This window comes from Nonomuraea sp. GTA35, from assembly GCF_041950525.1.
Classification (GTDB): Bacteria; Actinomycetota; Actinomycetes; order Streptosporangiales; family Streptosporangiaceae; genus Nonomuraea.
Genome location: NZ_JBGNUV010000011.1, coordinates 380,185 through 404,944, shown reverse-complemented (window position 1 = coordinate 404,944; position 24,760 = coordinate 380,185). Strand labels below are relative to the sequence as shown.

General features: G+C 71.4%; 21 protein-coding genes. 8 read left to right on the top strand and 13 right to left on the bottom strand.

Translation table 11 applies throughout. The annotated features are described in order from the left end of the window. Nucleotides 1-176 precede the first annotated feature (176 nt). Entirely contained in the window at nt 177-3,065 is a 2,889-nt protein-coding gene (locus tag ACBJ32_RS40820; protein WP_375131352.1) for a helix-turn-helix transcriptional regulator, read from the top strand. A gap of 309 nt (nt 3,066-3,374) precedes the next feature. On the opposite strand, the gene ACBJ32_RS40815 is transcribed toward ACBJ32_RS40820, so the two are convergent. Beyond that, nucleotides 3,375-3,788, bottom strand: coding sequence for a MarR family winged helix-turn-helix transcriptional regulator (locus ACBJ32_RS40815; RefSeq protein WP_375131351.1), 414 nt, complete (start codon nt 3,786-3,788; stop codon nt 3,375-3,377). 23 nt (nt 3,789-3,811) lie between these two features. Beyond that, nucleotides 3,812-4,192 carry a hypothetical protein gene (locus ACBJ32_RS40810; protein ID WP_375131350.1) on the bottom strand — a complete coding sequence of 127 codons (381 nt, stop codon included), beginning with the start codon at nt 4,190-4,192 and terminating at the stop codon, nt 3,812-3,814. Nucleotides 4,193-4,272: 80 nt separating this feature from the next. Here ACBJ32_RS40810 and ACBJ32_RS40805 point away from each other — a divergent pair, with 80 nt between their 5' ends. The 3 genes from ACBJ32_RS40805 to ACBJ32_RS40795 all read left to right on the top strand — a co-directional run bounded on the left by ACBJ32_RS40805 (nt 4,273) and on the right by ACBJ32_RS40795 (nt 6,213). After that, nucleotides 4,273-4,566, top strand: a complete 294-nt coding sequence (locus ACBJ32_RS40805; protein ID WP_375131349.1) for a response regulator transcription factor — start codon at nt 4,273-4,275, stop codon at nt 4,564-4,566. Then, entirely contained in the window at nt 4,563-5,411 is an 849-nt protein-coding gene (locus ACBJ32_RS40800; RefSeq protein WP_375131348.1) for a hypothetical protein, read from the top strand. The genes ACBJ32_RS40805 and ACBJ32_RS40800 overlap by 4 nt, the downstream gene beginning before the upstream one ends. 472 nt (nt 5,412-5,883) lie before the next feature. After that, a complete protein-coding gene (locus ACBJ32_RS40795; protein WP_375131347.1) occupies nt 5,884-6,213 on the top strand; it encodes a hypothetical protein in 330 nt (109 codons plus the stop codon). A gap of 269 nt (nt 6,214-6,482) precedes the next feature. Here the strand turns inward: ACBJ32_RS40795 and ACBJ32_RS40790 are convergent, their stop codons facing one another. From ACBJ32_RS40790 to ACBJ32_RS40760, 7 genes are all read right to left on the bottom strand, one after another. Further along, the gene (locus tag ACBJ32_RS40790) at nt 6,483-6,704 is read right to left on the bottom strand and encodes a hypothetical protein (RefSeq protein WP_375131346.1); all 222 of its coding nucleotides are present in this window, start codon (nt 6,702-6,704) and stop codon (nt 6,483-6,485) included. 43 nt (nt 6,705-6,747) lie between these two features. Continuing rightward, on the bottom strand, nt 6,748-6,996 hold the full coding sequence (locus ACBJ32_RS40785; protein WP_375131345.1) for a hypothetical protein: 249 nt from the start codon (nt 6,994-6,996) through the stop codon (nt 6,748-6,750). Between the two features lie 272 nt (nt 6,997-7,268). After that, nucleotides 7,269-9,965 (bottom strand): PQQ-binding-like beta-propeller repeat protein, encoded by a 2,697-nt coding sequence (locus tag ACBJ32_RS40780; RefSeq protein ID WP_375131344.1) that lies wholly within the window; start codon nt 9,963-9,965, stop codon nt 7,269-7,271. Continuing rightward, nucleotides 9,959-10,705: a hypothetical protein gene (locus tag ACBJ32_RS40775; protein ID WP_375131343.1), complete on the bottom strand. Its 747-nt coding sequence runs from the start codon at nt 10,703-10,705 to the stop codon at nt 9,959-9,961. Before ACBJ32_RS40775 ends, ACBJ32_RS40780 begins: the two co-directional genes overlap by 7 nt. A gap of 379 nt (nt 10,706-11,084) precedes the next feature. Next, nucleotides 11,085-11,789: a cytidylate kinase family protein gene (locus ACBJ32_RS40770; protein ID WP_375131342.1), complete on the bottom strand. Its 705-nt coding sequence runs from the start codon at nt 11,787-11,789 to the stop codon at nt 11,085-11,087. Between the two features lie 136 nt (nt 11,790-11,925). Continuing rightward, nucleotides 11,926-13,812, bottom strand: coding sequence for a hypothetical protein (locus tag ACBJ32_RS40765; protein ID WP_375131341.1), 1,887 nt, complete (start codon nt 13,810-13,812; stop codon nt 11,926-11,928). After that, nucleotides 13,809-14,732, bottom strand: a complete 924-nt coding sequence (locus ACBJ32_RS40760) for a hypothetical protein (protein WP_375131340.1) — start codon at nt 14,730-14,732, stop codon at nt 13,809-13,811. Before ACBJ32_RS40760 ends, ACBJ32_RS40765 begins: the two co-directional genes overlap by 4 nt. Before the next feature lie 189 nt (nt 14,733-14,921). Between ACBJ32_RS40760 and ACBJ32_RS40755 the strand changes: the two genes are divergently transcribed. The 3 genes from ACBJ32_RS40755 to ACBJ32_RS40745 all read left to right on the top strand — a co-directional run bounded on the left by ACBJ32_RS40755 (nt 14,922) and on the right by ACBJ32_RS40745 (nt 18,720). Next, nucleotides 14,922-16,031 (top strand): DUF6745 domain-containing protein, encoded by a 1,110-nt coding sequence (locus ACBJ32_RS40755; protein ID WP_375131338.1) that lies wholly within the window; start codon nt 14,922-14,924, stop codon nt 16,029-16,031. A gap of 22 nt (nt 16,032-16,053) precedes the next feature. Further along, nucleotides 16,054-16,458 (top strand): hypothetical protein, encoded by a 405-nt coding sequence (locus ACBJ32_RS40750; RefSeq protein ID WP_357891210.1) that lies wholly within the window; start codon nt 16,054-16,056, stop codon nt 16,456-16,458. 426 nt (nt 16,459-16,884) lie between these two features. Then, complete coding sequence (locus tag ACBJ32_RS40745) at nt 16,885-18,720, top strand: RICIN domain-containing protein (protein ID WP_375131337.1); 1,836 nt, start codon at nt 16,885-16,887, stop codon at nt 18,718-18,720. Here the strand turns inward: ACBJ32_RS40745 and ACBJ32_RS40740 are convergent. The 4 genes from ACBJ32_RS40740 to ACBJ32_RS40725 are packed head-to-tail and all read right to left on the bottom strand — an operon-like array spanning nt 18,689 to nt 23,406. Beyond that, nucleotides 18,689-20,413: an amylo-alpha-1,6-glucosidase gene (locus ACBJ32_RS40740; RefSeq protein ID WP_375131336.1), complete on the bottom strand. Its 1,725-nt coding sequence runs from the start codon at nt 20,411-20,413 to the stop codon at nt 18,689-18,691. The two genes, ACBJ32_RS40745 and ACBJ32_RS40740, sit on opposite strands and share 32 nt — an antisense overlap. Nucleotides 20,414-20,430: 17 nt before the next feature. Continuing rightward, the gene (locus ACBJ32_RS40735) at nt 20,431-21,237 is read right to left on the bottom strand and encodes a carbohydrate ABC transporter permease (RefSeq protein WP_375131335.1); all 807 of its coding nucleotides are present in this window, start codon (nt 21,235-21,237) and stop codon (nt 20,431-20,433) included. After that, nucleotides 21,234-22,184 carry a carbohydrate ABC transporter permease gene (locus ACBJ32_RS40730; RefSeq protein WP_375131334.1) on the bottom strand — a complete coding sequence of 317 codons (951 nt, stop codon included), beginning with the start codon at nt 22,182-22,184 and terminating at the stop codon, nt 21,234-21,236. Before ACBJ32_RS40730 ends, ACBJ32_RS40735 begins: the two co-directional genes overlap by 4 nt. Before the next feature lie 4 nt (nt 22,185-22,188). Then, nucleotides 22,189-23,406 (bottom strand): extracellular solute-binding protein, encoded by a 1,218-nt coding sequence (locus tag ACBJ32_RS40725; RefSeq protein ID WP_375131333.1) that lies wholly within the window; start codon nt 23,404-23,406, stop codon nt 22,189-22,191. A gap of 304 nt (nt 23,407-23,710) precedes the next feature. Here ACBJ32_RS40725 and ACBJ32_RS40720 point away from each other — a divergent pair, with 304 nt between their 5' ends. Further along, the gene (locus tag ACBJ32_RS40720; protein ID WP_375131332.1) at nt 23,711-24,727 is read left to right on the top strand and encodes a LacI family DNA-binding transcriptional regulator; all 1,017 of its coding nucleotides are present in this window, start codon (nt 23,711-23,713) and stop codon (nt 24,725-24,727) included. The last annotated feature ends 33 nt before the right edge of the window (nt 24,728-24,760 follow it).

Here is a 24,760-nt window from a genome sequence, read left to right as displayed (position 1 = left end):
GTGATGAGTGCGGGGAGATCCGCCGCCCGTCCATCGTGCGCCGCCGCCCGTGGCCGGCGGTATGCGTCAGGTGACTGCATCCGCTGCGGGGCCACGCGCTTGCTACCGTGGCAGAAGGCGGGGCACGGACCTGCGACGACGCTGCGGTCCTGATCGATGAGATTTCTGGAGGGCCTGTGGACGAGCGGGCGCCCGGCTCCCGCGCCACCGCGGAACGTGACGCGATCGTCGGGCGGGACGCCGAGGTGGAGCGGCTCTCCGCTCTGGTGGCGGACGCGTCCGATGGCGGCCGGGTCCTGCTCCTGTCCGCAGCCGCGGGACTGGGCAAGAGCACGCTGCTGGAGTACGCGGCCCGCCGCGCCGAGGAGTCGGGCCGCCGGGTGCTGCGGGCGAGCGGTCGCGAGTCGGAGAGGGACCTGGCCTTCGCGGGCCTGCACCAGCTTCTTCGTCCGGTGCTGGACGAGGCGACCCACCTGCCGGACCGGCAGCGCCGGGCGCTGCTCGGCGCCTTCGGGTTCGAGCCCGGCACCCACGATCCCCTGCTGACGGGGGTCGCCGTCCTGACCCTGCTGTCCCAGGTGGCCGAACGGGCGCCGCTCGTGGTCGTGCTCGACGACGCCCAGTGGATCGACTCCGCCTCCGCCGACGTCCTCGCCTTCGCCGCCCGCCGGCTGGACGACGACCCCGTCACCCTGCTGGCCGCCGTACGCGACGACGAGCCGGGCGCGCCGCCGGCCGGCATCCGTGACGGCAGGCCGGGCATGGGCCGGGGGCCGGGCTTCGGCCAGGCGTTCCCGATGCTCGTGCTGCCCCCGCTCGACCGCGCGGCGTCCCGGCGGCTGCTCGGCCTGCGCGCGCCGGGTCTGACGGGCAGGATCAGGGAACGCGTGCTCGACCAGGCCGCTGGAAACCCCTTGGCCCTGCTCGAACTGGCCGGAAACGCCTCGCTCAACGCCGACGACCACGGCCCGCTGCCGGTCGGTGAGCGACTGGCGGCCCTCTACGCCGCCCGGCTGGCGGAGCTGCCGGAAGCCGGCCGGCGGGCCCTGCTGCTCCTGGCCGCCGCCGACGTGGAGGATCCTCCCGACGCCGTGCTGGTGCTGCTGCCCGACCCTGACGACAAGGCCTGGCCCGCCGTCGAGGAGTCCGGGCTGATCCGCCGGGCAGGCCGTCACGTGCGGTTCCGCCACCCGCTGGTCCGCTCCGCGGTGTACCACGCCGCGCCGTTCGACGCCCGCCTGGAGGCCCACCGCACGCTGGCCGACGCCCTGCGGGACGAGCCGGACCGCCGTGCCTGGCATCTCGCCGCCGCCACCCTCCGCCCCGACGCGAAGGTGTCGGCCGCCCTGGAGCAGACGGCCGACAGGGCTCGCAGGCGAGGCGGCTACGCGGCGGCGGCCAAGGCGCTGGCCCGCGCGGCGGAGCTGTGTCCCGGGCGCGACGACAGCGCTCGGCTGCTGGTGGAAGCCGCCGGCCTGGCCGTCTTCACCGGGGACCTGTCCTGGGTGGAGGAGCTGGCCGGCCGGGTCCGCGCCCGTACCGACGACCCCGCCGTGCTCGCCGCCGCCTCACTGCACGTCGGGCGGCTGTCCGCGCTGACCAGGCAGCACACCGCCGTCTTCGGCGGCCTGGCCGCGATCGCCGGCGACCTGGCGGCCACCCACCCGGCCATCGCGCTCGACGCGCTCGCCGCCGCCGCGGTGCTGCGCTTCTACTCGGGCGAGGAGTCCCAGCGGCGGGAGATCGACGCGCTCCTGCCGCGCCTGCCCACCGGCCCGCTGCGGGAGTGGGCACGGATCGTGTCGGACCCGTTGGCCGGACGTGAGCCGGCGCCCCATCTGCCCCGCATGATCGCCACGGCCGGGGGCCGCTCCGGTGCGGGTGATCGCGGTGGGGCCCGCGGCGGTGCCGGTGCGGGTGATCGCGGAGGGGCCGGCGGCGGTGCCGGTGCGGGCGGTCGTCCCGAACGGTTGACCGCGCTGGCCATCGCGGCCTGGGTGCTGGACGAGACCCCGCTGGCGGTCCGGACGTTCGACGAGGCCGTCGAGACGTGGCGCACCGCGGGGCCGCTCCCCGACGGGCTCGGTGGCGTTGTCGCGCTGGCCTACTTCGAGTACGGCCGCTGGGACCGGGCCCGTGCGGTCTGCGCCGACCTCCGCGCGCTTCCGGCCGCGGCGGCACTCGACCACGCCGTCGCGTGCGCGAACGCCATCGAGGCCATGGTCGTGGCCTCCCAGGGCGACGCGGCGGGCGCCCGCGCGCTCGCCGACGAGGCGCTGCACCTGGTGGACCCGCTGGAGAGCCGATCGGTCGCCATGTACGCGCGCCGCGCGCTGACCGCAGCCGCCATGGCCGAAGGCGACTACGAGGCCGCCTACGAGCACGCGCGGATGGTCTTCGACACCAACGGCGACCCCGTCCACTACCACGCCTCCTACCCGGCCCTGCCGGAGCTGGCGGAGTCGGCCGCGCGCAGCGGCCATCGCACCGAGGCGATCGAGATCGTCGAGCGCTCGGCCCGTACCCTCGCCCGCGGCGGCTCGCCCCGCCTGCGGAGCCTGGTGCACCGCAGCCGCGCGCTGCTCGCCGAACCCGAGCACGCCGAGCCCGGATTCCTGGCGGCCCTGGCCGATCCCGCGCTGGAACGCTGGCCCTTCGAGCGTGCGCAGACGCGGCTGACGTACGGGGAATGGCTGCGCCGCCGCCGCCGGATCGCCGAGGCCCGGCCGTTCCTCACCGCGGCGTACGACACCTTCCGCCGGCTCGGGGCGCGGCCGTGGAGCGAACGCGCGCAGGCGGAACTGCGGGCGGCCGGTCTGGACGTCGACCCGGCCGGCCCCGGAGCCTTCGCCGGCCTCTCCCCGCAACAGCAGCAGATCGTCCGGCTCGCCGCCCGCGGGCTGACCAACCGGGAGATCGGCGAGCGGCTCTTTCTGTCACCGCGCACCGTCGGCTCCCACCTCTACCGCACCTTCCCCAAGCTGGGCGTCACCGCCCGCTCCCAGCTCCGCGACGTGGTGGAGGCGGCGGCCGTGGACGGCGGCACGACTTGGAATCGATCATGAGCGACGTCGGCATCCGTCCCGTGGCGGCGGCGCCGCTTCTTCGCGTTGCAGGCGGCACACGCAGGATGGCCCGCAGGGAGGCCGGGCTCCAGCGTGGCCGCAGGCCGCGAGAAGGCGCTGCGGCGGCCGACACGCCCGTTAATCCCGTGTTGTCGGCGGGCGAAGCGCTCCTCGCTTACGTACGCGACGCAGGAGCCACGCACCGCTCGCCTGGCCGTGTTCCGCTACAACCTCCCGTCTCGGCAGGCTCAGCCCCATCGCCTGCGAGAAGGAGGCAGATGGCCTGCATGCCCTTGATCGGATTCCGGGTCAGGCGTCCAGCGCGTGGGACCGGTCGATCAACTCCGTCATCGCCCGCTGGAAGTTGCGACGTTGTTGCTCGCTCCAGCCCTCTGCCAGCCGGTCGAAGACCTGCTCCTGCCAGTCATGGGCGTGATCCAGCATGGCCAGGCCGGATGAAGTGAGTGTCGCCTGGCGCTGACGACCGTCTGCATCCGATGCCTGCATGGTCAGGTACCCGGCCTCTGTCGCGCTCTTGACCAGGCGAGATGCACCGCTCTGGTCGATGCCGATTTCGTGGGCCACGGCATTGACCGTTGCCACGATTCCTCGTCGGGTCAGCGAATGGACGGCCTCGGTGACGAGCACGAGCCGGCCCTGTTCGGCCACCTGGGGGTCGCCGGCCAGTGGCCTCCGTGACCAGTGCCGGACAAACGCGAACAAGACCTGTCCAGGCCCCGGGGTGCTCACTCGGTGGCCGCCATCTCGCGGCAGATGTAGGCCAGTTCGAGCGCTTGCTTCAGATCCGGAAGCCGGAGAGCGGCCGTCACCCTCCCATCGGCTACCCGGAACACCGTCGCCACTCGAGTCGAGGCCTTGCTCCCGGGCCAGGTGGCGTCCTCCTCCACGACCATGAGGCGCTCGCTGATCGGATGCCACGACCGCGGGTGCAACGCGATCCCGGAGCGTCCCACCCACTCCGCGAACTGCCCAGGTGTGATCGGTCCGGCGCCCTTCGGGCCCAGGACGACGATCGGATCGCCGACCGCCCTCGCTGAACGCTGCAAGTCGCCGTCGTTCACGCTCGCGTGCCACTCGTTGATGGCTGCTTCCAGTGTCGGTTCCATTCCGAAACTCTATGCGAAACGCATACATATCTGGAAATCGAGATCAAAGACCGCTTCGGGGTTCGTGGACCCGTGGGCACGTGCGTGGCCCACAGGCCGGGCTCGCCGGGCGACTGGTCACGCAGCTCGCGTACTACGTGACGCTGGACTGCGAGCCCGGCATCGAGGTGGCCGGTGAGGCGGCCGACGGAGCCCAGGCCGTGCACCAGGCGCTGTGGCGGCGCCCCGACGTGGTGGTGATGGACCGGCGCATGCCGCACGCCGACGGGATCGCCGCGATGAACGCGCCGACATGGCCAGTGGCCACAACAGGAACATGCAGGATGTATCGCCCAGAGCTGTCCTGGGCCGTGCGACCCTCGTCGGGTTGGTGACAGGCGTTGTCCCCACGGCCATCATCTGGGTGGACACGCCGGAGGAAGAGCTCGGCGGGACCGCTCTCCCTCCGGCCATGTTCCTCCTGGCGATAATCCTGGGCACAGCGGGTGCGCGGCTGGCCGGGCTGCCGCGCTGGGGCATGGCCGGTCCTGTCGGAGGCTCTGCGACCTGGTTGCTCATCGGCGCCCTCGCGGTGCCGGTGCCGGTGCCGGAGTCGGAGCTGCTCGGATCTCTGCCGGCCCTTGTCGCCCCCGTCTACATGGCCGGTGGTGCTGTCGGCTTCGCCCTGTCGGCGTGGCCGTTCATGTCGCCCCTTCGCTGGTGGGCGGTAGCCCTGGCCGTGACCGTGCCTCTCGGATCCTGGGGCGCGGCGCAGCACAAGCCGCAGATCCTGGCCTGGTATGAAGTTCGCAGCTTCGAGAGGTCCGGCGTGCCGCTGATCGCTCCCGCGATCCAGGGTTACCGGCTGGTCCACGTGGATCTCAACGCCGCCGGGCAGCGGGAGCCGGAACCGTCCACCTGGCTGGAGTACTGGCGGGACGCCACGCCGAATCGGGGATTCTCCGAGATCCAGGTCACGGTCTGGCCCGCCGAGGCCGGAAACCCGCGGGATTCCTGCCAGGCGGTCACCGAGAACTTCGGGGTGCCGCTGCGGTGCACGTCGCTCCCGGGCGACCGATGGGTCCGGACCGGTGCCGGGTCCTCCTGGATCACCGTCTTCGCCAGGTCGGGCGATGCGCTGGTCATGCTCAACGGTTCGGGCCTTGCTGAGGCCGACCTGGTGGCAGTGCTGTCCACCTTCCGTCCCATCTCGGCCTACGAGCTGGCCATGGTCGCGTGACAGCGGAAGTACGGCGGCGCCTGGCCCGGCGTCGCGCCTTCACCGCGCAGGGGGAACACGATCAGGCTCATCCCCCTCGCGTGAGGACTCGCAGCCGTGGGACGGAAGCATCGGCGGTGACCATGACCAGCCTCCGCCGTAAACGGGCAGGGCTCCCACGCCTCAGGCAAGCCCACCAAGATCTACGGCCGGCGGGGGAAAGCGTGCTCAATATCGGAGTCAACCGTCTGGACGGGCCGACAAGTCGAAATACGCTGGTAGAACGCGTCGTCCCATGGTGGCGTGCAGTGTCGGGGGGAAAGGCAGCGCCGGCCGGCGGCGACGGGATCAGGAGCCCACGCCACGACACCCTCATTCAAGATAGAAAACTCCAAGGTTCGTCTTCATGAGGATCGGCCCTACCAGGCCATCCAGGGGTAGCCGTCCCGACGCCTGTCGAGGACGGGATGCCTTGATGAGGAAGGAGACGAGGATGCACGGAACCCATGTGCTCATCGCCGGCCCGCTGATCGCCACCCTCGCGTTCGGGTCGATCGGAGCCTCGCACGCCTCAGCAATCCCGACACCTGCAAGCGCCGGCGACAGTCACGCCGCGGCGACCTCGAATGCCGCGCCGCCCGTCTGCAGAACTCTTCCCAAGGGTCAGAAGAAGATTTGCAAGAACGGCTACTCGGACGGATTCGAGGCCGGGACGAAGTGCGGCCAGCCGCTTCAGCGCGGAAGAATTTCCGACGACGAGGCATACGACATCGGCTACACCGCAGGCTTCAACGCAGGCAAGAGGACGTGCAAGTCGTCGTAGCCGGATGCCAGAACGGGCCTGTCCGAGAAGGTGCCGCCGGGCAGGCCCGGCCTGCGCCGTTCGCCCGCGACTCCACCGGCTCGACTCGCGAGGGACCTGGCGCTCGCCCGGGTCAGGGACGAGGTGTTCGGGCAGGCCTCCCACGACGGCGGCCCGTCCACCGCGACACGCCGCTGACCGCCTTCGCGGTCAGCGGCGTCCCGGCCGACTCGCACTGCTGCCGGTGAGCGTCAGAAGTGATCGCGTCGGTGAAGGTGGTGGTGGCGCGCTCAGCGGGCGCCGAGGCAGCCGGCGGCGGGGGTATCAGCGAGGAACCCCGGAGCCGTCGGATCGACGGCGGCGGTGGAGTTGATGGCGTGTGTGGTGAGGCATTCGGCGATGGCGTTCGGATCGACGGTGGCGTTCGCCGCGGGCGCGGTGGAGCACACGGCGGAGCAGAGGCCCGCCGCCGTCAGGGCCGCGACGGCGAACAGGCGCTTGCTGTGCTGCATGGGGGTCCTTCCTGGGCGAGTGATGGTCGTGCGCGCTGCTGAGCTACCGGTGAGCCGTTTGCACCCATTTGCCGTCGTAGCAGGTGTAATAGTTGGTTCCGCTCCAGTCCCAGGCACCATCCCCGTGCTGATAGAAGGTGCGATTGAACCAGCTCCAGTAGCAGCCCTGCTGGGCGTGAGCGGTGCCGGTGAAGCTCGGCGCGAACGCGGCCAGGGCCGCAACGGCGGCCAGGACGGCGGCGAGCTTGCGGGCATGGCGTGTCAAGGCAGTCCTCCCGACGATGCTGGACACCCCCCGACGTGAGGCGTCCCCGTGCTTCAAAGGCTCCCCGCCTCTCACGCCACTGCCAACTGTAAGTAATCAATCTCTTACTCTTAGTAATTATTCTCTCATGATGCGGGGCGGAGGCTTCGTCCTGGGCGCACGGTGTGGGCCAGCCATTCCCGCCTGAGGCTCGGCACAGTCGCGGCCCCGGCATGGGCCCATGTTCAGCCGGAGTGGACCACCGACACGGCCCGCGAGACCTGCGCAGATCTTTCGCCGACGAATTCAGGCGCGGAACACTAGCGGCCTGCCGTGGGCCATGCGTACACGTTTCCGTTGGAACTGCCGACGTACACGAAGCCGTCCGCCACGGCAGGATCGGTCTGCACGGTGCCGCCGGTCCAGAACCTCGATCGCACCGTCCCGGTCGCGGCGTCCACCACGTACAGCGTTCCGTCGTTGTCGGTGACGTGCACCGTCCCGTCCGCGGCCACGGGGCCGGAGCCGCGGCCCCCGCCCAGCGGGAGGCGCCGGCGGACCTTGCCGGTGGCGGTGTCGAGCGCGTACAGCGTGCGGTCGGCGCCGGCGGTGTGCAGGAGCCCGTCCGTCACCGCGGCGGCCCACCCGTAGGCGGGCTGGTCGCCGCCGGCCTGGAAGCTCCACCGGGGCGTGCCGGTGGCGGCGTTCAGCGCGTACGTGGTTCCCCTGTTGTTGCCGACGTACACGGTCCCCCCGCTCACCACCGGGCGGGAGGCGACGATTCCGCCGACCCGCGCCCTCCATCTGATCCGGCCGGTGGCCGCGTCCAGGGCATGCAGGTGGCCGCCTGCGCTTGCGGCGTAGACGGTCGCGCCGACCCGTGTCAGGTGGATGCGGTCGCCTGGCCTGCCGGCCCGGTGGTGCCATCTCCTGGCCCCGGTGGCGGGGTCCAGCGCGTACATCACGCCGTGGTCGCTGCCGGTGAGGACGACGTCGCCGGCCAGCGCGGGGTCGGCGTTGAGCACGTCGCCCTCGGGCCGGAAGGTCCACAGCGTCTCACCGGAGGCGGTGTCGAGCGTGGCGAGTCCGGCTGTGGAGGACCAGGGCGGGTTCCTGACCCAGAGGTGGAGCCGGCCCCCCGCGGCCACGAGGTCGCCGAAGGCCATGATCTTGCGGCTCCATCTCAGCTGGCCGGTGGCGGCGTCCAGCGCCACGAGCCTGCCTGCGGTGCTGGCCACGTACACGGTGCCGTCCGCCACCGCGTGGCCTTCCATCACGGAACCGCCCGTCTGGAAGCGCCACCGCACCGCGCCGGTGGCGGCGTCCAGCGCGGACACCGTGCCGTCGCCGCTGGTGGCGTGGACGACGCCGTCGGCCACCACCGGAACGGTACGGACGGCCGCGTCGGTCGGGAAGCTCCAGCCGCGTCCGCGCGCGGGGGCGGGGGCGCGGATACCCGGCCGGTAACGGGCGAGCAGCTTGTCGCGCAGCAACGGCGAGACGAGCCGCACCGCCTGCCGCGAGGACGAGGTCAGCCGGACGATGACGGGCCCCACATTGATGATCGTCGCGCCGTAGAAGCCGTTCGTCCTGGCCACGGTGTAGGACAACAGGCCCGGGGTCTCGGTGGTGGGGTCCACCTCGCCGATCTCCTTGATGGCGGCGATCTCGGCGGTGAACAGCTTGCGCGCGCCGGCGTCCGATGGCGACACCCATTCCACCGACAGGGAGATGACGGCGCCGTCGTCAGCCGGCGGTATCCAGTCGCACTTGGCCGCGCCGTCCGTTCCGGGGGCCGGGTGGTAGCCGGCCGCGAAGACCGCCAGGTCTCGGGCGGACAGCAGGGCGCAGGCGTCCGGCCAGGCCGTCTTCGGCCGGGCAGGCCCGTGGATCAGCCGGTACGCGGTGAGCCGCCCGTCCCCTGGGACGTCGCTGTGCACGAAGGCCATGCCCAGGCTCGTCCCGGCGAGGGACACCAAGCGGGCGGGCGTGTCGATCGGCAGCCCGCCGAGGCGTCCCGTGCGGGGGTCCACGGAGACCAGGTGGGCGGGCAGCGGCCAGGTGCCGTCCAGCCGGGCGCCTCCGTGCTCGTCCGGCTCGGGGTAGGAGCCGGCGTACAGGAGAGGGGACCAGCGGTCCGGGTTCGTGACCTGGACGGCTTGCGGGCCGGTGGACAGCAGGCGGCCGTCGGGCCCGTAGAAGAAGTCGTCCTCGCCCGCCGAGGCGTGCACGTATCCCTCGGCGTTGGCCGTGATCCTGATCGGCGGGCCGGCGTCCTTCGGCGCGGACGACGTCGGCGGCAGGCGGGTCCATCCGGTCCGCAGGGTGCGCGGCTCCATCGAGGCGAGCCGGATGCCGCTTCCCTCGCAATGGCTGAGCAGCATCACCGATCGGGCGGTCGCGGCGGCGGTCAGCCGGCAACTGCGGGGATAGGTCAGCTCGGCCGTGGGGGTTCCGGTGCGCGGGTCGAGGGCCTGGATGTCAAGGGGTTCGTCCAGCCGCTCGAACACCACGATGGCGCGCTCGGTCGCCACGATCCGGGGGCCGTGGTACAAGCCGGTGTTGTCCAGCCGGGGCTGAGGGCCGGCGAGGGTGAGAGCGCGCTGCCACAGCGGCGCGCCCGTGGCCAGGTCGTGGCCGTGCAGGGTCTGCTCGGCGCCGTCCGGCCTTCCCCTGGAGACGACGAGGGTGCCGGCCGCGATCCAGACGCCGGTGATGGGCACGGGCGGGGCCGGGCCGGAGGGGATGGTGCGCCGGAGCGCGCCGGTGCGCGGGTCGTGGATCCGTACGGTGCCCTGGCGCGTCGCCACGGCCACCGCCTGGCCGGACACGGCGTGCCCCGGGGCATCGAGGAACAGCTCGCCGGCTTCGGCGTCCGCGGGCACCGACCACACCGCACGCCACTCGACGGGTACGCGCGGGACCCTCGTGGGGTGGTTGACGGTCGCGGCCGAGCAGGTCACCAGGATGACCGCGAGCAGGACCGCCGCCGACCGGCGCCCGCCCGCGTTCAGCACTTCCCGGCCTTGCCGACTTTGCGGCCGATCGCGCACGCCTGGCTCCTGGAGATCGGCTGCCAGCCGCCGAGCGGCGCGGTGGTGTAGTACGCGTGGTACTTGCCCGAGATGCCGGTCACGCGGAACGGCGTCATGTCCGGCCCCCGGATGGTCATCTGCTCGGTTCGGTCCTCCGCGAGTACGGTGACCTGGAGGTCGAAGGCGTAGTAGGCGGCTGTGCCCGTGATCGCCATGGAGAGCGTGACCCGTTCGTCGCGCTTGAGGTCTATCTGCTTCTTCCTGAAGTACGTGGTGTCCGGGTCTTCGGTGGAGGTGAAGCGGGGGGCGGGCTCGTCGAGGTCGGCGGTCACCTCGACGGTGTCGGCCTCTCCCGCGGGCGTGTGGAGCAGCAGCGCGCCGTCCGAGACGGGCTTGCGGTCCAGGACGCGAGGCTGGATGTCGACGATGCGCAGGTTGCTGCGGTTGCCGATGAGGACGACGGTGACCTCGGCGGTCTCGAGCGGGGCCCAGTCGTGGCGCGCCATGACGGTCTCGCGTCGCGAGCCGGACGCGCTGCCCAGCAGGACCGCCCGGTCGGCGGGGTCGGTCACCGGTCTCCTGAGGGTCGTGTCCTGTGCGGCGTACTCGACGGCCACGTGGCCGACCTTGATCGGCGGCTCGCCGCTGATGCGGTCGACGGTGTCGGGGCCGCTTGCGTTGAACCAGGCGGTGAACACGACCCCGATGGCCGTGACGAGCACGGCGCTGACGATTCCCGCCAGCCACGTCCGGATGGCTTTCCCGTCCCCGGCCTCCTCGGTCCGGGGGGCGGATGCTGCACGCCTCTTCTGACGCGTTCGGGCCACGAGACGCCCCCTTGTGAGCGGCGAACGGCAGCCGATTTTAGCGGGCGGGACCGCCGCGTCGCCGCGCCATTGACGAATTCTTTCCGGGACGGGCAAGCCGCTCGGAAGGCTCGACATGAAAGAGGCCGGAATAGCTTGATTCGGTCCCGTCACTTTGCGGGCAATAGAGGTATCCGTGAATGCACGCGAGAAGTCGTCGAAGATAAAAGCCGGACATCAAGGGGCATCATGCGGGCCGACGGCCCGATCTACCGTGATCCGCAGGGAGCAGTCGTCAGATCCCGTCTATCGATGAGTGTGGTCGGACTTCCCAGGCCGGCCGCTGGAGGCGATCGTTGTACACGATGATGTCGGCGTGGTCGGTCGGGCGGGCTGTGGCGAAGTAGAGCTGCTGGGAGGGGATGTAGCGGTTGCGCCAGGACCGTTCGATGTCGGCGGTGTCGGCGGTGGATCCGGTCAGCTCTGCGTCTCGGTCCCGGGCGCGATCCACCGTCCGCTCGAAGGGGACGGACACGAAGATGCGCAGGTCCCACCGGTCGATGAGCTCTGGGCGCAGGAGGAAGACGCCGTCGAAGAGCAGTACGGCGTCTGCGGAGGCGGTCCTGGCCGGCGGGGACGACGGGGTGTCGGTGTCTCTGTCGTAGACCGCGTGCTGGAACCTTCGGTCTCCGCCTGGGCCCAGCGGATCCAGCAGGACGCGGCACAGCGCGGCGCGGTCGTGGGCGTCGAAGTAGCAGCCTTCGGCCGAGTACCGGCCGCGCCGGTAGCGGTGTGCGCGGGGGAAGAGGAAGTCGTCGATCGTCGCGCGGATGACGTCACGGTCCTGCGCGCGCAGGACGACGGCGAGCTCGTCGGCCAGCGTGGTCTTGCCGGCGGCGGGCGGCCCGTCGATGGCGACCCGCAGCGGGTGCGCGGCCGTGACGGACCTGATCGCCTCGACCAGCCGGCTGATGAGCTCGCCGCGGGTGCCTCGGTCCATTGCCGCCTCTCCCGGTAGGGCGAGGAAGCCTGCGGCGGTCGCCCGTCTCCGGGCCGGCGCGCCGGTCGTTGACCCGTGGCGCCTTCACCTCGACGGCACCCGCCGAGCGGCGCTGAAGTCGGTACGGCTCGCTGTCCTAGGAGTCCTCATCCTCGTCCCAGTCGTCCTCCTCATCGTCCCACAGGTCGCTCGCCTCCAACGGGTGGTCGTCGTCGATGAGGGAGTCGTCCACCTCCCGCCGCCAGGCGTGGCTGTCCGAGGGATCGGCCCAGCTCAGCTCGGTGATCCTGGGGATGGGGATGGTGGCCCGCCGGTGGTCGACCATCCAGGAGTTGCGGAAGAAGTCGAACCTGAGGTGGCGGCAGCCGCCGGACTCGTTGTAGATGATCGGCGGTACGAGGAACTGCGCCACGCCGACCTTGGCCGCGACGGTCACGTAGTCCTCGGGGATGGACTCGTCGTTCCAGCAGGCGGCGAAGTTCACCGGTGTGAGGGCGTTCTTGCCGAGCACGTGGATGAGGCCGTCCTGGACGACGAACCGGTCCGGGTCGAGGGCCACGTCCTCGCCGAGCATGAGGATCGGCGCGGGCAGGATGTGCGCCTGGGCGAAGGACTGCGCGTCGGTGTAGAGCTTGATGACGTCGTCGAAGCGGGTGGGGTCGAAATGCCCGGACGAGTGGAACGGGCAGCACATCGCATCGGGCTGCTCGGGCTCGGGGAAGAACGCGGACTTGTCCACCCGCGTCATCACCGAGCCGCCGTGCTTGTCCCGCAGGAATCCGGGGATCCAACCGGCGTCGCCGGCCTCGATCACCTCGGTCCGGCACTGCGCGCGGAACGCGGTGTCACCGAGTTTGCAGTTGAAGTAGTCCAGCAGGGTGATGGCCGCACACTCCGCCGCCGACAGCGCGTCGGTCTTCGGGAACCAGAAGTCGTAGCCGTTGGCCACGAAGTGCACCCCGCGGAACTCCTTGTGCACGAACGTCTCGCGGGCCGGGCCCTCGCCCGTGCCGCCGCCCCAGTGGGCGGCCGCCACCTGGTTGTAGTACGCGTCGGCGTGCCGGGCCAGCTCCGGCGCGAACACGCTCTCCCCCGTCAGGTAGCACGCCTTGCTGAACAGCGCGCCGATCTCCTGCGCCTCGGTGACCTCGTCCGAGGTGAAGATCAGCTCGGAACGCAGGAACACCTTGCGGCCGTCGTGGTAGGGGGCGCCCTCGTGCTCGTACCGCTGATCGAAGATCACGCATGTGAAGGGGGCGATCTCGCCGAGCGCGGCACCGCCGACCAGGTCCAGCGCCGGCGAGCCGGTGCCGCCGGTCAGGTACAGCAGCAGCGTGTAGCGGGAGATGTGCCGCCGCGCCGCGTCGTAGTACGGCGTGTCCCTGTGCAGGTGGAAGTTGGCGTCACCGGGCTCGAAGGCGTTGCACCGGAACACCGGGTTCACGTGCGAGAACCCCTCGGCCACCGGCGGCGGCAACGCGTCGGCCACCGCCGCGGTCAGCGCCTCGGCCAGCAGCGCCGAGTGGAAGATGAACCGCCGGCCGCCCCGGGAGGCGGCATTCAGTGGCGGCACGTAGAGGTTCATGCCGTCCAGCCGGGTCAGCCGCTCGCGGGCCTGCTCCGGCAGGCGCAGCGAGAACGACAAGACCCCTTGCGCGTGCTCCGCCGGGTCGGTCAGCTCCATCTCCAGCGGCACGGCCTCAAGAAGACGGTCCAGCGGGACGATGTTCTCGAAGGTGCGGAACGACAGCTCGTGCGGATCGGCGAACACGGCCGCCAGGTACGGCGCCTCCGCGCTGGGCCGGGCGAACAGCTCCCGCACCCGCTCGTCGAGGTGCTCGGCGTCGACGAAGCGCACGGCCTTGAACCGTGCCGACGGATGCCAGCAGACCTCCAGCCCGTCCACCGTCGCGGCCGGTCCGGCATCGGTGGCGTCCACCTCCGCCCGATACCGGGCGACCTCCTCGGCGGGGGCGTCCCCGGCCGACAGGGCGAAGAACCGGTCCCGAAGTTCGATGCTCACACGCACCTCCACATGCTCCGCAGCCCCGGCGGAAGGTTCGCGGCCTGCGCCAGTTTCCGCACGCCGTCCTGGCCCACATCGGAGTCGTACAGCCACAGCCGGGTGAGGGATCCGGCGAAGGGGGCGGCGAGCAGGGCCTGCGCGCCCGCCTCGCCGAGGTCGTTGTAGCGCAGGTCGAGCTCGGTCAGCTCGGTGAACCGGTGCAGGCACCGTACGCCCTCGGCGGTCACCCTGTTGCGCTGCAGGTGCAGGCGGCGCAGCCCGCCGAGCTGCGGGCAGGCCGCGAGCGCCGCCAGGCCGGTGTCGGCGACGCGGCAGTACCGCAGGTCGAGTGCCCGCAACCGGTCCGACACGAACAAGGTGGCGAGGAGTTCGGCGCCGTCGAAGCCGACGCTCAGGTAGGACAGGTCGAGCTCGGTGAGCCGGCCGAGGTCCAGCCCCGCCAGAGCCCGCAGGTCAAGGCTGCCCGGGCGCGGCTCGCCGCGATCCACGTCCAGGTACGCGTCCTCGTCGTCGTCCCAGTCCTCGTCGTCCCAGTCCTCGTCCTCGTCGGCCGCCGCGTTCGGGGTGATCCTCAGCGTGGTGACGAACGGGGCGCGCAGCACCTGCTGCACGACCTCGCGGACGTCGTCCGACCACTCGACGGTCACCTCCGTGGCGAAGCCGTACCGGCGTGACCGCACCAGGGCCCTGCCGGGCAGCCCGTCGTCCCATCGCTCCTCGTGCTCGGCGACGAGGCCGGCGATCTCGCGCTCCACGGCCGGCCGGTCGGCTGGGCGGGTGCGTGCCAGGCGCTGCTCGAGCCGGATCAGCGTGCCCCTGGCGTCGCCCTGCTCCAGCAACCGGTCGCTGTACGCGTGCCAGGCGGCGAAGTCGTCGGGGCGAGCCCGTAACGCTTCCTCCATGACCAAGACTTCCATTCGAACGAATGTACGGATCTTCCTTGACATGTCAAGACAAAGCTCCGCTAAGCTATCGCCGAAATGACCTTGTTCGCAGACGTTCCGCCCGATCGGACGCATGATCACGAGCGTGGACAGCTCCGCGCGGCACGGTAGACGTTGCGGCGTCCTGAGGCGGAGCCAGGCCGCCGGCATGGAGGTTCCCCTGTGAGCACACCGGCTTCGGTCCCTCCGGCGGCCGACGAGCAGGACGCCCCCGCCGAGGGCCGGCAGGACGTCCCCGGCGAAGGCAGGCGGGCGTTCGAGCACGCCGCCCGCGCCTGCTACCGGCAGATCGGGGTCCCGTTCCCTGAGCGGGTCGTGCGGGTGCCCTCACCCCTCGCCGGCGCTCTCGCCGCGCCGATCGCCGCCTGCCTGGCCACCGGCCACCGCAACAGGCGGGTCCTGGACTCGGTGTACCGCGCCGTGGACAGCACGGCCGGTGAGACGATCGGGCTGGCCGTACGCGACGCCGTCCAGGCTGCGGCGGACGGCGTGCGGGACGATCCTGTGCACGGCGCGGCGGCGACCGCTCTGCACGCCGAGATCGCCCCGACGACGAAACCGGTGCCGCGCGACCCGCTCTCCGGCATCACCGAGGCCGCGGAGGCGACCGTGCGGGCGGCGGTGGAGGCGGCGGTGGGCGGCCCGCGGCAGGACACGATCCGCGGCGAGATCCGCCGGCTGTGGCCGGCCCGCCTGGCGGGCCACCGGTCCACCCCGGCCGTCTGGTGGTGGTGGCCGTTCCGCAACTTCGTACTGTTCTGCCCGCCTCCGGACGGGCTGCACGAGGAACAGCCCGGCGAGGGCGAGGTGGCCAGGCGCCGGCTGCACCGCGCCGACGGCCCCGCGGTCACCTGGGGCGACGGGTTCGGGCTGTACTTCTGGCACGGCACCCACGTCCCCCGGGCCGTCATCGACGACTCCCTCACCGCCGACGAGATCATCCGCGAGCCGAACGCCGAGATCCGCCGCTGCGCCATCGAACGCCGCGGCTGGGACCGCTTCGTCGTCGAGGCCCGCCTCGCCCAGATCGGGCCGGCCGCGCCCGACCCCGGCAACCCCGGCCAGACGCTCACCCTGCACGACGTGCCCGAGGGCGTCTATCCCACGAGCGTGCGCGTCCTGCTGTGCACCAACGGCACCGTCGAACGGGACGGCACCCGCCGCCGCTTCGGCCTCACCGTCCCCGCCGACTGCACCGACCCCATCGAGGCCGCCGCCTGGACCTACGGCCTCACCCCCGCCCAGTACGCCCAGGCACAGCGCCGGTCCTGACCTTCAAGGAGCCCGAGAAGATATGCCCACCATCGAGCAGGCCATCGCCACCTTCGGCGTCACCGTCGACGAGCACCTCGACCGGCAGGCGGAGATCCCCGTCCTGTCCGGCCTGCAGTTCCAGGGCGACGTCGCCGTCGTGCCGGTCACCCGGGAGCCGGCCCGTACCCCCATCCCCGCCTCCGGCGTCCCGGTCGTCCGCGGCCAGGCCCAGGCCAACACCCACCTCCTGGTCGCGACCGGCAAGGCGTTCTTCACCCCTGACCGGTCCGGCCGTACGCTGGTACTCGGCGTGCTGACCGTCGAGGAGGGCGCGACCGCCTACCTCGCGCACCCCGAGCACGCCTTCACCGGCATCGCGCCCGGCACCTACGAGCTGCGCCGCCAGCGCGAGCAAGCGGACCAGGTCCGGCTCGTCGCCGATTGAGACCAGGGTCATGCGTGTCCCGGCCTTGGAGCCTCAGTGTCCGTCGCTGCCGGACGCGGTCATATGTGTGGCCACCAGTCGCGGTGCCGGACCGAGCCTGCCGTCGTCCAAAGACGACGTGGGCACGGACAGCGCCTTCGTGGAGCCGGCCGTTCGCGCGGCCGTACTTCAGATCGTGCTCCGCCTGGAGACAAGCGGCGAACGCGTGCATTGACAGCCTCCAGCGGGAGATCTACGATCCGATCGAATCGATTCGCTAGCGTCTTCACCACCTCTCAGCAGTCAGGCCCCGGAGCTTGGCTGCGACGCCACGCCAATGAGCGGAATCGATTCACCGATGTCTGGGTCACCAGTCGGCGCACTCACTCGCAGGAGACTGCGATCTCTCCTGCGCGGGGCCGCGACTCCCCGAAGGAGCCACGCACGATGACGATCACCCAACGCCCGCCCACCAGACGCCACCCACTCCTCGCGGCAGTCCTGGCCGCGATGCTCTTCACCGTCCTCCTCCCGGCCGTCCCCGTGCCGGCGCACGCCGCGGACGAATCCATCAGCGTCGACTTCGCCTCATCCGGCGGGGCACCGAGCCACCGCGCGTCCGGCTGGATCTACGGCATGACGGAGAACGCGTCGGGACCGGCGGATCACTTCTTCCGTGACGTGAGGTTCCGGTACATGAGGGCCGGCGGCGCGCAGCTGGGCTCGCCCGGCGGCTGGGTGTCGGGCTCCTACGAGCGCCGGTGGAACGCGACGCTGGCCCAGGCCCGGCGGACGATCGCGCTCGGCGGCCAGTTCATCATCCTCCCGCACGACCTGTGGGGAGCGGACGGCTATCCGATCTCGCGTTTCCCCGGCGACAACGGCGACTGGTCCGACTACGACGCCTTCCTCACCCGGCTGATCAACGACGTGCGGGCCGCCGGGATCACGGTGCAGTGGGACATCTGGAACGAGCCGAACCTCGGCCTGTTCTGGAACCGCCCGCAGGCGCAGTACTTCGAGCTGTGGCGACGCAGCTACCAGCGCATCCGCGCGGCCTTCCCCGGCCACCTGATCGTCGGCCCCAGTTGCGCGTGCGTGCCCTCCACCACGCACGCCTGGTGGAACGCCTACCTTGACTTCGTCCGCGCCAACACGGTGATCCCCGACATCGTCAGCTGGCACTCGCTTCCCGGCGACCCGGTGGCCAACGTGGCCGCCGCCGACGCCACGCTCGACGCGCGCGGCATCCCGCACCCGCGTCCATACCAGATCAACGAGTACGGCGCCAGCAACGAGCAGAACCCGGGCGACGGGTCGTGGTACATCGCCCGGCTGGAACGCGCGGGCGCCGACGGGCTGCGCGCGAACTGGGCGAGCGCCGGCAACCTGCACAACGATCTGGGCAACCTGCTCGTACGGAACTCCGCGGGCCAGCACCTGCCCAAGGGCGAATGGTGGGTCTACCGCTTCTACGCCTCCCAGACCGGCCAAGTCGTCTCGACGACGCCGAGCCCGGCCTACGACGCCTTCGCCACCAAGGCGTCCGGAACCGCCAAGGTCCTGGTGGGCGGCGGCGGGACGACCGGCAACATCGCCGTCGGCCTCCGGCGGCTCGACACCACCAGCGGCCTCGTGCAGAACAACCAGGTCCGGGCGGTCGTGCAGCGCATCCCGTACAACGGCGGCGGAGCCGTCCAGGGGCCGGTCACCGTCCAGAACACGGTCCTGACGCTGTCCGGCAACGCCGTCACGCTGAACCTGCCGCATACCAACGCCGACGAGACGTTCACCATCACGCTGCTGCCGCCCTCCGACGGCGGTTTCCAGTCGGTCGCCGTCGCCCAGCACTCTCAGCAGTGCCTGGACAACACCGGCCTGAGCACGGCGGACGGCAACGTGCAGCAGCAGTTCTACTGCGAGGGCGGCGATCAGCAGCTGTGGAACTTCCGGCCGGTCGCCGGCGTGGCGAACACGTACACGCTGGTCAACCAGCAGAGCGGGAAGTGCCTTGAGGTGAGCGGGAGCTCGACGGCCGACGGCGCCCCGGTACGCCAGTGGACGTGCCTCAGCGGGGCGCAGAACCAGCAGTTCACGCCTCGCAAGGTCACCTACGCGGGCAACGATCCCCGTGACTACCAGCTCGTCGCCCGCCACAGCGGCAAGTGCGTCGACGTGAGCACCATCTCCACCGCGCCCCAGGCGCCCGTCCACCAGTGGACCTGCAACCCGGCGGGCCAGGCCGGCCCGCTCAACCAGACGTGGCGGCTGTGGGGCCGCTGACCGCGGCGGCTGCGTCCCGCCGCTCGTGGGTGGCCGCCGCTTTCCGCCGCTCGTGGGCGGCGGCGAGGATGAGGTAGGCGCTGGCGGTCCAGGTGTAGGCGCGGTCGCGCAGTCCCTCCCCCGTACGGGCGTCGAAGTTCTCGGCGAATCCCGATTTCTCGCACAAGGCGCGGAATCGGGCGCTGATCTCGTCGGCCAGGTCCGGGTATCCGGCGCGGCGCAACCCGTCCTCGATCAGGACGGTCGAGGGCGCCCAGATGGGGCCGCGCCAGTAGCCGTCGTCCTGGTAGTGCGGTGAGCCGGGCAGCTCGGTCGCCAGCCCGAACGCGGTCAGGTGCCGCTCGATCCGTGCGGCCAGGGCGGCCCGGACCGGCTCCGGCAGCTCCTCCCCCAGCACGATCGGCATGAGGTCGAGCAGGCTGGAGCTGGACCAGGTGCGGCCCGAGTGCGCGCCGCGGGCGACGAACCGTTCGCCGTCCCACAGCTCGGCGAGGAGCGCGTCGCGCATCCGGTCGGCCCGCTCGCTCCACCGGGCGGCGGCGTCCGGGCCGGGAGCGAGGCGGGCGAGTTCACGCATCTGGAGGACGAGGAAGGCGGCCAGGTCGGCGGTCTCGACGACGCGCTCGGGGTCGAAGGTGGTGGCGTTGTCCCAGCCGCTGTCGTTGCCGTGCTGGTAGTGCGGCAGCTCACGGCCGGGGGCGCGGCGGGCCTCCAGCCAGAAGGTGGTCCAGCGTTCCAGCAGCTCGTGGATGTCCGGCGCCGGAGGGAGGTGGCGCAGGGCCCAGCCATGGATGGGTGGTTTGACGAAGTTGTGGAGGATCTCGGAGTGGGTGACGGAGTCGGGCAGCGCGCCGGCGGCGTCCTGGTGGTCGAAGGGCAGGCGGTACTGGTCCCAGGCCAGCTCGGGCAGCCCGTCGGCGAGGGCGATGGCGTTGAAGCAGTGGTCCCAGCTCCACACCTTGTCCATCCAGTGCTTGGACATGAGCACGGCCGGGCGGGTGACGAACCCTGCCGGCCGCACGGTGGCCGACCACAGGACGTAGGCGGCCAGCTCGGCGGCGGGCGTGCGCGCGCCGCGCCAGGGAGCGACCGCCGCCACGAACGCGTCGAAGTCCGCCCGCGCGGCCTTGACCACCTGCTCGAAGGGGCCGGTGCTGGTGTAGGGGGCGCGGGCGGTCTCGTACTCCTCGACGGCGATCTCCCACTCGCCGTCGAGGACGAGGCCGCGTTCGGCGGTGCCGAGCGCCTGCGTGCCGAGATGGTCGGCCTGCCCGGCGAGGAGGGTGATGCGGTAGCGGCGTCCGGTCTGGTAGACGGTGAAGACGAACGAGCCGTCCACGGGGTCCCGGTAGAGGTACGGGCCGCTGAACGGCGTCAGCACCGCGTCGGCGGCCAGCAGGCGGAGCCCGAGGCCGCGGCCGCGCACGCGTACCGTGTCGGCGTTCTCGTAGGCCAGGTCGATCCGGCCCTGCTCGCCGGCCCAGGTGAGCTGGTGCGGGGTGGCCGTGATCACGGCGGTGGCCGTGGGGATCAGCTTCAGGATCGGGTGCATGCCGGTCTGGTGGGAGACCAGGTGCACGTCCGCGGCGTAGGTCTTCTCCGCCACGACGGGCGAGAAGCCGAACCATGATCCGCGATGGCTGAACGGGATGTCCCGCAGGGAGAACACCGGGCCGGAAGCGGCGGCGGTCATGAAATGAGGGTCCCTTCTCAGTCTTTGACGGCTCCGGCGGTGACGCCGGCGGCGACGTAGCGCTGGGCGATCACGAGCAGGACGGTGGCGGGGACGGAGGCGATCACGGCGGTGGCCATGATGGCGTTCCACTCCTGGTTGTTGTTGCCGATGTAGTGGTAGATGCCGAGGGTGATCGGCTGGTGGTCGCCGCCCTGGTCGAGGGTGGAGGCGAAGATGAAGTCCGACCAGGCCCACAGGAACGCGAACAGCGACACCGTGATGAGCGAGTTGCGGGAGACGGGCAGCACGATCGACAGGAACGTCCGCACGACTCCGGCGCCGTCGGTGCGGGCGGCCTGCAGCAGCTCGTCCGGGATACCGGACATGAACGTGGTCAGGATGAGCACCGCGAACGGCACGGCGAGGGTGGAGTCCGCGACGATGAGGCCGGGGACGGTGTTGAGCAGGCCGGTGGTGAGGAAGATGGCGTAGAAGCCCATCGCCATGATGATCCCCGGGATCATCTGCGCCACCAGCAGCACGAAGCTCAGCACCCCGCCGCCGCGCGGGCGCAGCTTGGCCAGCGAGTACGCCGCCGGCGCCGCGACCAGCAGGGTCAGTGCCACGGTGCCGAGCCCGACGATCAGGCTGGTGCCGAGGTAGGGGAGCTGCTGGTCGAGCACCGCCCGGTAGCCGTCCAGGGTGCCGTTGACGGGGAACCAGTGGGGCGGGCTCTTGCGCATGTCGGTGTCGCGGGTGAACGACACGTTGATCATCCAGTAGACGGGGAACAGCATCACGGCGGTCAGGATCAGGCCGACCGCGCTCTTCCAGTGCCTCATGCCAGGGCCTGCCTTCGCTGCACGCGGATGTAGACGAGCCCGAAGGCCAGCGCCATCACGATGAGCAGGTTGCCGACGGCGGCGCCGGGCCCGAAGGAGGGTACGAGGTTGCCGAAGCCGAGCCGGTAGGACCAGGTGGCGAACGTGGTGGAGGCTCCGCTGGGGCCGCCCTTGGTCATGATCCAGATGATGTCGAACACCTTCAGCGTGTAGACCAGGCCGAGCAGCAGCGTGATCGCCGACACCGGGCGCAGCAGCGGGAACGTCACCTTCCAGAAGCGCTGCCGGCCGTTCGCCCCGTCGATCGCGGCGGCCTCGTACACGGCCGCGGGGATCGCCTGCAGCCCGGAGTACAGCACCACGAGGTTGAACGGGATGCCGATCCAGATGTTGGCGATGATCACCGACCACAGCGCCCAGTCGGGCGAGGTCAGCCAGTTGACCGGCCCGATCCCGAGCCAGCCCAGCGCGGCGTTGACCACGCCGGAGTCGCTGTTGAGCATCCACGACCAGGTCGAGGCCGACACGATGAGCGGCAGCAGCCACGGCACCAGGAACAGCGCCCGGAGCGTCGCCGACAGCCGGAAGTTCTTGACGAAGAACAACGCCAGCGCCAGCCCGATCGTGAACTGGAAGGCCAGCGACACGAGCGTGAAGACGACGGTGTGCCAGAGCGCGGGACCGAAGGTGGCGTCGCCGAAGACCTTGGCGTAGTTGTCGAATCCCGCGAAGGGCGCGCCGCCCTGGACGAACGAGCGCACCGTGTAGCTGCGCAGGCTCAGCTCGACGTTGCGGAACAGCGGGTAGGCGTAGAAGAGCAGCAGGTAGACGACGACCGGGGCGAGGAACGCCCACGCCGCCCACTGCCCGGATCGGGTGCGGCTCGCCGGGCGGGCCCGGCTCCGGGCCGGGGCGGGCCGCACCGCCGTTCGTGTGATGTCGCTCATGCCGCTACTGGGCCGCGGCGGACTGTGCCGCTGCCATGGCTTCCTGCGGGGACTTCGAGCCGCTCAGCGCGGCCTGCACCGCGCCCCACATCGGCTCGGAGATCTTCGGGTACTTGGTGCCCAGGTCGTCGCTGGTACGGCCCTTGGCCGCCTTGACCGCGTCGACCCACACCCGCAGGTCAGGGGTGGCCGCCACCTGCTCGGCCTGCACGGCCTCCGTCGGGGCGATGTAGGACAGGGTCGTGGTGGTGGCGAGCGAGTTGCCGGTGCTGGTCAGGCAGGCGACCAGCTTCTGGGAGGTGGCGTAGCGGCCGGTGTCCGCCTGCACGGGCACGCTGACGAACTCGCCGCCCGTCGGCGCGGGCGCGGTACCGCCGGTCCTGCCGGGGATCGGGATGATCCCGTACGGGAAGCCGGCCTTCTTGGCGTTGGCGAGCTGCCAGGTGCCGTTCTCGGCGAAGGCGAAGTCGCCGGTGGCGAACTCCTGCCAGCTGGTGGTCTGGGTGTTGTTGATGACCGAGTTGGGGGCGTAGCCCTTCTTCAGCCAGTCGCTCCACAGCGTCACGGCCGAGACGCCCTCGGGGGAGTCGAGCTTGGTGAGGTTCGCGCCGGAGCCCCAGAACCAGGGCAGGAACTGGAAGCTGCCTTCCTCGGTGCCGATCGCGGAGAACGTGATGCCCTTCTTGCCGGCCGCCTTCACCTTCTCCAGCGCCGCCGTCAGCGACGCCCAGTCCTTGACCGAGGCGATGTCCACGCCGGCCGTCTTCAGGACGTCCTTGTTGTAGTACAGGGCGAGGGTGTTGGCGCCGATCGGGATGCCGTAGGTCTTGCCGCCGCTCTGCCCGGCGGCCAGCAGGTTCGGCGCGATCGCCGACGCGTCAAGCTTGTTCTCCTCGGTCGTGGTCAGCACGCCGGCCTCGGCCAGCGTCGAGACCACCGGGTTGTCCACGATCAGCACGTCCGGCGAGTTGCCCTGCTGGGCGGCCAGCAGCGCCTTGTTGGTCAGGTCGCTGGTGTCGTAGCCGGTGCGCTCGACCTTGACCCCGGCGTCGGTGCCGCACTTGTCCAGCAGCTTGACCCACTCCGAGCTCTTGTCGTACTGCGGGTACGGGTCCCAGATCGTGTAGGTTCCGCCGCCCGCGGCCTGCCCGGCGCTCGCGGTGCCGGCGTCACTGCCACCGGACGTCGACGAGCAGGCCACCAGCCCGCCCACTGCGGCCACGACCGCCAGACTCGCGCCGGCCGCACGCCGGCTCCTTGCCGCTGATCTCATTGAGCTGACCTCCGCTGACAGGCGTTACGCGGCTGTTTCGAGACGAAGTCGAATCGATTCGTCGAATCGGTTCGCCCGAACATAGGCCCGCTCCCCCGCCCGCGTCAATGAGCAGGAGCGCAAGGATGCGGAGATGTTGCGCCGAACGCGCGCGAGAAGGCAGGTCGCCGGCCCGGGACAGGCCTGCGTACCACGGCCAGAACCGATTCGACATACGATGGTCCGCGACCGGCAGGTTCGGACGAGGAGCACGGTGAACATCGGAGAGATCGCCAAGCGGGCGGGCGTGTCGCGCAGCACGGTCTCCTACGCGCTCACCGGCAAGCGCCCGGTGTCGGAGGAGACCAAACGCCGCATCCAGGCGGTCATCGACGAGCTGGACTACCGGCCCAACGCCTCGGCCAGGGCGCTGAAGGAGGGCCGCACCCGCACGATCGGCCTGGTCATACCACCGGCCAGCCAGCGCCTGACCGACATGCAGCTCGGTTTCGTGGCCAGCGTGGTCGACGCCGCCGCCCGCGCCGACCTGGACGTCCTGCTGTCGCCATCGGGCGGGGAGCACGACCGCTCCTTCGAACGGGTGGTCAGCGGCCGGCGCGTGGACGGCGTCATCCTGATGGAGATCCGGCTGGAGGACGACCGGGTCGCCCGGCTGCTGCACAGCGGCGTGCCGTTCGTGGGCATCGGCCGCACCCGCCGCCCGGAGGAGATGTCCTGGGTGGACGTCGACTACGAGACGCTCATCGCCAAGTGCGTGCACCACCTGGCCGACCTCGGTCACCGGCACCTGGCGCTGGTCAACCGCAACGCCGAACTGGTCGCGGCCGGGTACGGCCCCGGCCACCGCGCGCAGGCCGGCTTCGACCGCGCCGTGGCCGAGCGCGGCCTGCGGGGCGTGCGGGTCTGCTGCGCCGACGACGCCCAGGCCGGGCAGACCTGCCTCCAGCAGCTCCTCGCCGAGCACCCGGAGCTGACCGCCGTCGCCACCATCAACGAGGCCGCCGTCGCCGGCCTGTACCGGGGGCTGGCCGAGGCGGGGCTGAGCGTGCCCGGTGACTTCTCCATCGCCGGCGTGGCGGCCCAGCACTGGGCCGAGAGCGTGCATCCGCCGCTCACCGCCGCCGACGTCCCGGCCGACGAGATGGGGGCCCGCGCCGTGGAGCTGCTGATCCAGCGCATCGCCGACCCCGCCACCCCGCACCGCCATCTCCTGCTCGCGCCGCCCGTCTCGCTCCGCAGCACGACCGGCCCCGCCCGCCCCCGCGCCTGACGACCTCTCGGGGGCGTGTCGCGGAGGTTTCCG